Source organism: Aphanizomenon sp. UHCC 0183 (genome assembly GCF_009712065.1).
In the GTDB taxonomy this organism is placed as follows: Bacteria; Cyanobacteriota; Cyanobacteriia; order Cyanobacteriales; family Nostocaceae; genus Dolichospermum; species Dolichospermum heterosporum.
Window position 1 is genome coordinate 1 of the sequence record NZ_VILC01000104.1, and the last position, 7,584, is coordinate 7,584.

General features: G+C 42.0%; 6 protein-coding genes. 1 reads left to right on the forward strand and 5 read right to left on the reverse strand.

Translation table 11 applies throughout. From position 1 onward, the window contains the following. Nucleotides 1-166 precede the first annotated feature (166 nt). The 5 genes from FJR37_RS22670 to FJR37_RS22690 form a co-directional block, all read right to left on the reverse strand. Nucleotides 167-1,345, reverse strand: a complete 1,179-nt coding sequence (locus tag FJR37_RS22670; protein WP_039202474.1) for a glycosyltransferase family 1 protein — start codon at nt 1,343-1,345, stop codon at nt 167-169. 271 nt (nt 1,346-1,616) lie between these two features. Further along, a complete protein-coding gene (locus tag FJR37_RS22675) occupies nt 1,617-2,771 on the reverse strand; it encodes an NAD-dependent epimerase/dehydratase family protein (RefSeq protein ID WP_027403808.1) in 1,155 nt (384 codons plus the stop codon). Nucleotides 2,772-2,936: 165 nt separating this feature from the next. Continuing rightward, complete coding sequence (locus tag FJR37_RS22680) at nt 2,937-3,392, reverse strand: hypothetical protein (RefSeq protein ID WP_254434641.1); 456 nt, start codon at nt 3,390-3,392, stop codon at nt 2,937-2,939. A gap of 343 nt (nt 3,393-3,735) precedes the next feature. After that, entirely contained in the window at nt 3,736-5,181 is a 1,446-nt protein-coding gene (locus tag FJR37_RS22685; protein WP_039202472.1) for an LCP family protein, read from the reverse strand. A 312-nt stretch (nt 5,182-5,493) separates the two neighbouring features. Further along, the gene (locus FJR37_RS22690; RefSeq protein WP_174763466.1) at nt 5,494-5,856 is read right to left on the reverse strand and encodes a hypothetical protein; all 363 of its coding nucleotides are present in this window, start codon (nt 5,854-5,856) and stop codon (nt 5,494-5,496) included. A 190-nt stretch (nt 5,857-6,046) separates the two neighbouring features. Between FJR37_RS22690 and FJR37_RS22695 the strand changes: the two genes are divergently transcribed. Next, nucleotides 6,047-7,207 (forward strand): AI-2E family transporter, encoded by a 1,161-nt coding sequence (locus FJR37_RS22695; RefSeq protein WP_053539254.1) that lies wholly within the window; start codon nt 6,047-6,049, stop codon nt 7,205-7,207. Nucleotides 7,208-7,584 lie beyond the last annotated feature (377 nt).

The following is a 7,584-nucleotide window of genomic DNA, read 5'->3' on the forward strand; positions in this document are numbered from 1 at the left end:
GTTAGTCATTGGTCATTGGTTTACAGTAAGGAACAACTGACGACTGACTGTTTTGCGATCATTGTCCAAACACTACCCCAGGACTTTGGTGGTATCTGCTAGTATTTATAGGCGCGTTCTAAATGAATTTAGGTTCAAAATTTAGAAAAAAAGCCATATAGAACTCTTATTCTGACTTCTGACTCCTGACTCCTGACTCCTGACTCCTGGGCAGGGTTTCCCTGCCCCCACTGCTTAAAATTATTTTTTGATAATAATCTTCCAGTTGTTGTGTAGCCGATTTCCAGCCCCATTTCTCTGCTTCGGCACGGGCGTTTTTACGGATAATAGCTATTTCCTGCCGTTGTTTTAACAGACGTATAGTAGCATTAATTGCCTCTTGAATATCAGCTTGTGGATCAAAAAGATATCCATTTACACCATCTGTGACAATATCAGGGATGCCTCCAGAATGGGCTGCTACCACTGGACATCCGGCAGCCATAGCTTCTAGCAGCACTAATCCGAGTGTTTCTGTGCGGGAAGGAAAAATAAAAGCATCAGCACTGGCAAAGGCAGAACCTAATTCTTTACCCATGAGATAACCGACAAAATAAGTATTTGTCCCAGCAAAGTGTTTTTCCAAAACTTGACGGTGAGGTCCATCGCCGACTAATGCTAATCTGGCATTGGGAATGGCTTCTAAAATTGGTTTAATGCGTTCGATTTCCTTTTCAGCCGAAAGACGACCAACATACAATAATAAAGGGCTATCTGGATGATTTTGGGAAAGATGCGATCGCATTTCCGCACTAACTAAATCAGGATGAAATAATTCTGTATCTACTCCCCGTTGCCATAAATCACACCTTTCAATCCCATGGGTGGAAAGTTCCTTTACCATTGCCGTAGAGGTACACAAATTTAACTCAGCCTGATTATGACCGAGCTTTAACAACTCCCATAGTAACCCTTCCAACATCCCCAATCCGTAATGTTGCAGATATTGGGGCAAATGGGTATGGTAAGAAGCCACCAAAGGAATTTTGAGAACTTTACTATAAAAAATCCCTGATAGTCCGAGAACTGCGGGATTAACAACATGAATAATATCTGGTTGAAACTCTTCCAATGCGTGACCAATGGCAGGGCGAGGCAGTGCCATTTTCAACTCTGGATAAAGAGGTAAGGGAAAGCCACTAACCCCGTAAACTTTCGCCCCTTTATGTTCAGTGATGCCACCTTCAGGGGCAAATACCAAAACTTGATTGCCAAGACGTTGAAGATGGTCAACGGTATGACGAAGACGGGTAACAATGCCGTCAACTTTCGGTAAAAAGGTTTCTGTAAATAGGGCTATTCGCATATCAAATTATCAGGAGTTCAGAAGTTACAGAAGTTGTAGAAGTTCAGAATAGGAGTAGAAGGACAGGAGAGAAGGACAGGAGAGAAGATTTCTTTCTTGTTCCTTCTTTCTCCTAAACTCCTGATAGCGTTTACGTAGTGTGCCGAAGGTATAGCGTGGCGTTAGCTATACTCTTGATAGCGTTTACGTAGTGTGCTGAAGGCATAGCGTGGCGTTAGCCATACTCCTGATAGCGAAGCGTGGCGTTAGCCATACTCCTATTTTCTATTTTCTATTTTCTATGCCAAGAGACTTTGGGGAGAATCTGTTTGTGATCAACTCGGTTCTGATACTTGTCAGCAAAGTTTAAAAGCGAATCAAGTAGGGAATCAGAGAGCAGGTGAGGTTGTAAGCCCAAATCCAAGAGTTTGGTGTTTTTCGCGTTGAAATAGTGTTCTTCCTTCTCCACTCTGGGGTTATCTATGTGGTTAATATCCACATTCAATCCCATAGCGTTGCCGGCTTTTTTCACCATCATCGCCAAATCACCGACGCTAAATAGTTCGGTAAATTGGTTAAACACACGGAATTCTCCCGGTTCAGCAGGATTAGCGATCGCTAATTCAATACATCGCACCGTATCCCGAATATCCAAGAAGCCACGAGTTTGTCCACCTGTACCGTAAACAGTGAGAGGATGTCCCACGGTAGCTTGAATACAGAAGCGATTCAGTGCTGTACCAAATACACCATCATAATCCAATCGGTTAATTAACAGTTCGTCCATCCCCGTTTCTTCAGTTAGGACACCGTAAACAATCCCCTGATTTAAGTCTGTAGCCCTTAAACCCCAGATCCGGCAAGCAAAGTGGATATTATGACTATCATGGACTTTACTCAAGTGATACATAGAACCAGGCTGTTTCGGATAGGGCAAAGTATCCTTACGTCCGTTATGTTCAATCGTGATGTATCCCTCTTCAATATCAATGTTGGGAGTTCCATACTCACCCATTGTTCCCAATTTCACCAAATGGCAATCTGGGAAATCTTCCCGCATGATGTACAGCAAATTCAACGTACCAACCACATTATTGACTTGGGTAAGAACAGCGTGTTCACGGTCAATCATGGAAAATGGCGCTGAACGTTGCTCACCAAAATGCACGATCGCAGTTGGTTGAAATTCGTGTAAAGCTTTGTGCAGAAACTCGTAATTAGTAATATCGCCGATAAACAGATCAATAGACTTACTAGTCAAATCCTGCCATCGCTGGAGACGTTTCTGAATTGGTGCGATTGGGGTAAGGGTTTCTACACCCAGTTCATTATCCCAGTGTCGCCGCACCAAACTATCTAAAATTCCAACTTCGTAACCTCGATTAGAAAGGTAAAGCGCGGTTGCCCAACCGCAATACCCATCACCACCAATAACCAGGACTTTCATCTTTACCAGTTTTTACTCGCTGATAGCTAAATCTATCAGGTTTGTGTCCCCTCTTCATCATTAAATTCTCACTAAGGCAGTAAATAAATCCAAAATCCAAAATCCAAAATTCAAAATTACTTCTGTCCCTTACCTAACCATTAACTACTGACAACTAACCACTAACTACTGACTAATTTTATACTCCTGGGCGATGTAGTAAAACAGCCGATAATAATTTGGAAAGTCTTTGCTACCGCTTTGTCCTTGCCAGTGATACTCCAATTTCTCTTGGCTAATAGTCAATTTGATCACAGTCACCTTTTCCCCCGCCTCTACAGCCAATACCCCAGCAAAACCTTGGTGAGTCCGAAAATTAGGGACTGGCTGAGAATTTTCAGTTAAGGATTTTAATACAGGCTTACTTGCATAAGCACGAATTTCCACATTCTTTTGGTTTGGTGAAACTAAAACAACACCATCACTATTGTCTGGGTTTCCTAACACCTGCCAAGTATGCGGATAAGGAAACTCAAAACCATAACGCCTATTTCCATATATATTCCATCTTGTATCTTGAAACTGGGGGTTATTAGCATTACACCCCCAAAAGATCATCCCGACCCCCACACTCGAAATCATAGCGCACAGCGCCTTTTTTACTTGTATTGCACCCCAAGGCTGTTTCATCATTCAGTTTTAACTCATATAATAATTTTCGAGCATATTAGAGAAACTGTCAGAATCAGGATGTCCAGGATTAAAGGATGAACAGGATGAAACCTGGAATTTCATCACCAATAGACATCTCCAAAAATTAAAGATACTTGACCTGAAAACCCTGTAGAGACGTTCCATGGAACGTCTCTACAATCTTTTTTGGAGATGTCTAATTACCAATTATCAACAAGATCCCCGAATTCTCAAAGAAATCGGAGATCTGAAACTCTCAAGGATGAATCGGAAATTGATACTCAAATTATGATTACGGACGGGTAGAATTTTGGAAAATAGGTTGATTTTGAAACCAATCCTTACCCACTTGGATAGTAATGTCAGAGCTAATATTACCTGTGCTTTCTACGCGCACTTCTCCAAATCCCAACAGACTACGAATTAATTCGGCACTGCCTCCGTCTCCTTGTTGTGCGACAATGTGGGTTACATCTAAGGGTTGTCCCCAGGGTTTAGAGACGAAGATATTGGTATAGCCGGCTTTCTCCAATGTTTTAATGAGGGGACGCAATTGAGAGCGATTACTAGGTCGCGCTTCGCTATCGCCTCCTGTACTATCCTGAATAGCTATACGCAAACGACCAGGCTCACTAAATGATGTTTCTGTGGTCTTTGCTTCTAGACCAAAATGCTGAGTCATTAATTTAGCAATATTCCGCCCATCTGGAACCCAGTAGCTGGCATCAAACTCACGATTTTCGCTAAAGCGTCCAGGCAGCATTAACATTTGCATATTTGCGCGATTGATTTTTGAACCAAAACCAACCAGTGCTATTAATTCTTCAACGGATAAGTTGGTATCAATATTTTCCTTAACCACATTGAGAATATCTGGTAACTTCGTGATGGTTGTCGGGTTAAGAGTCTGTTCGATTAAAGCCCGCAACACCGTTTGCTGCCGCTGAATTCGCCCAATATCGCCCAATTCATCATGGCGATAGCGGAGTAATTGCAACGCTTGTTCACCATTGAGATGTTGTTGACCCGCTTTTAAATTAATGTATAAATGCTGGGAATCGTCCCGATATTTCATATCTTTGGGGACATAAATATTCACTCCGCCCAAAGCTTCAATTAGCTTACTAACACCCAAGACATTAATCCGAACGTAGCGATCAATTCCTACTCCACCCAAAAGATTACTAACGGTTTTCGCCGTCAAAGCTGGACCACCATCCACATTAGCCGCATTAATTTTTTTGACTCCATGCCCTTCAATTTGTGTACGGGTATCTCTAGGAACAGAAAGCATGACTACTTTTTTGGTCTCTGGATCAAATTTGACCAGCAGCATCACATCAGAAAGACCGTCAAAAGAGTTAATCTGGGGCAAATAACGCAGATTTTTGGTTTCGGATGGGGGATTTTGGACATCTGGAGGTAGTACACTCATGCCCATTAACAGGATATTAACAGGACGAGTTAGCTGAGAAAATTGTAACCCATTGCCAGAAATACTGTCGCTATCAAATACTGCTTCTTCCTGGGGACTAAGTTGAGCTTGTTGTAAAGGCGTACTTTCCCAAGAAACAGCTAATAATGCCCCTGCAAGTCCTGATACTATGGCAATCCCCCCCATACCCACCGCAAACCATAGCCACCGTCCCGATTTAGACGGGCGAGAATTTTTTCCTTGACCCTTATATTTAGCTTTTGCTGCTCTTTGTTGTGCTGCTGTTGTTTTTTGACTAGTCACAGACTTCCTCTCACCTACGATTTTAAATAAACTAAATTTGCCGATCAATACATCTAAAACAAATCAGACTATAATAGCCAACTCTTGATCAGTTTGCTATAAAAAACTGCTAAATATGGTAATCATGAACTAAATTCCTTTTAATTGCAGCAGGAGTCAAGGAGTCAGGAGTCAGGAGTCAGGAGTCAGGAGTCAGGAGGAAGAAAGAAGAAGGAAGAAGGAAGTAAATAAATTTATACCCCCTGCTCCCTGCTCCCTGCCCCCTGCTCCCCTGCTCCCCTGCTCCCCTGCCCCCTGCCCCCTGTTCCCCGGTTAATATTTCCGCCATACTCGTTCTGCCAAGTTGCTAAATCCCGGTAAACGGGAGGATTTACCTTGAATGACCCGAAAAATCAACCAAATACTCACTAAAAAATAACCAGAAGTCAGGAAACTATTGAGGATTAAAAAGCGAAGTGTCAAAAAATTCGTTACTGATCCAGTAGTTAACAATAAATAACCTAACATCCAGATAAAAGCCAAGGTAATAGACAAACGACTGATTGCCAGTTGATCCCGACTACCCTGCCGCTGATAGAGAGTCCACAGGGAGGGAAAAAAGCCGATAATGGGAATCAAATACAGAACGAGTTGTGTTTTTGAGATATCTGTATCTTTTGAGGGCAAGTTATCCATAGTGGTTGATGTGATCATAAACTAGAGATGGTGAATAATAGTCGTTAAGTTAGAGATAAATAACTTAAGTTACTTGTTAGGTAGGAGGCAATTAATAATTGATAATTTTCATCACCTATTATCTGCCTCAACGAGATTAATACTTGGTCAAGCAGAAACCCATTTAGTTATATAGTGTAATTACTTAAAAATGCAGACACGCAAGCTACTCAATTGGTGGCAAACACTGACACCTATAGCCAGATTTTTAGCGATCGCCCTACTTGCGCCCCTATTAGTTCTGAATGGTTGGGCTATTGCCGCAATTTTCAATTATTTTCACTCCCTGATTGTTATTTTAGTCGGAGCTTCCGTATTAGCATTTTTACTCAGCTACCCCGTGAGTTGGATGGAAAATCACGGAGCGAAACGAGAGCAAGTAGCCATTCTTGTATTTTTGTTAGCATTATCCATTTTATTAGCTCTAGGTGTCACCCTGTTTCCTCTCGCCCTGACTCAAGCTCAACAACTGGTGGCGCGGTTACCAGAATTAATAGACTCAGGACGTTCTCAATTAATGATCCTCAATGAAAAAGCAGAAGGTGCTGGTTTACCAATCAACCTCGATGCTTTAGCCGCACAAATCAACGATCGCGTCAAAGGACAATTACAGGCGATCGCCGGACAGGTGCTAAATTTAGCGGTGATCACTGTTACCAGTCTGCTCGATTTCCTGCTGACAATGGTATTAACCTTTTATTTATTACAGCATGGCGGTGAACTTTGGCAAAGTTTAGTAGAATGGCTACCTGGTAAATTTCGCGCCCCCTTCTCCAAAACAGTTCGTTTAAGCTTTCAAAACTTTTTTATCACCCAACTAATCCTCTCAACCTGCATGGCTTCTGCCCTAATTCCCACCTTTTTATGGCTAAAAGTTCCCTTTGGTCTATTATTTGGGTTAACTATTGGAGTCATGGCACTTATCCCCTTTGGTGGTTCTGTAGGTATCGCCCTAACCACCTCTTTAGTTTCACTTCAAGATGTTTCTATGGGCGTAAGGGTATTAATAGCAGCCATAATTGTCCAGCAAATTCTGGAAAATCTGATTGCACCCCGAATCTTAGGTAGTTTTACTGGGTTAAACCCCGTGTGGATTTTAATTTCTGTCTTAACTGGAGCGAGAATTGGCGGACTTTTAGGTGTAATTGTCGCTGTTCCCTGCGCTGTGGTTATTAAAAGCATCATCAATGCCATTCGTCCCTCAACACTTAATCTGGACACAGAAGACTCTCACCCCGATGACAAATCTGCACCCATGACACCAGAAACATCTCCGAAAATAGAGCCTAATAATTCTTTGAGTATTTCATGACATACTCATCCGCCATATTGCTCTCAAAGTAGATTATCGTCCGGTAAAAATCCTAGTTCGGCATTGGGTAGATAAGATTTAGTAAAAACGTTATTGCTGTTATCTATCGGGAAGCAAACGCACCTAATAGCATAACACCAGCGGCTGCTAAAACATAACGTCTGCCCAAACTTACCCCATAACGTCGTTGCAGAAAATTGGTTGTGACAGAATTCATCCTTTTACCTCAATTACTCCAGATTTTCAGGTGTCTATTACAAAAGACGTTGCTAATCTCCTAATTGTTCACTATCTCATCCACAGATTCATAAATCCTCAATTGTTACAGTTTTGGTAACAACTGTTCCCTGTTCCCTGTTCCCAGTTAAGAGTTCCCT

What these genes read in the sequence shown, in the direction of transcription:
- FJR37_RS22670 (WP_039202474.1), bottom strand. Translation starts at nt 1,345, where the DNA reads ATGCGAATAGCCCTATTTACAGAAACCTTTTTACCGAAAGTTGACGGC.
- FJR37_RS22675 (WP_027403808.1), bottom strand. Translation starts at nt 2,771, where the DNA reads ATGAAAGTCCTGGTTATTGGTGGTGATGGGTATTGCGGTTGGGCAACC.
- FJR37_RS22680 (WP_254434641.1), bottom strand. Translation starts at nt 3,392, where the DNA reads ATGATTTCGAGTGTGGGGGTCGGGATGATCTTTTGGGGGTGTAATGCT.
- FJR37_RS22690 (WP_174763466.1), bottom strand. Translation starts at nt 5,856, where the DNA reads ATGGATAACTTGCCCTCAAAAGATACAGATATCTCAAAAACACAACTC.
- FJR37_RS22695 (WP_053539254.1), top strand. Translation starts at nt 6,047, where the DNA reads ATGCAGACACGCAAGCTACTCAATTGGTGGCAAACACTGACACCTATA.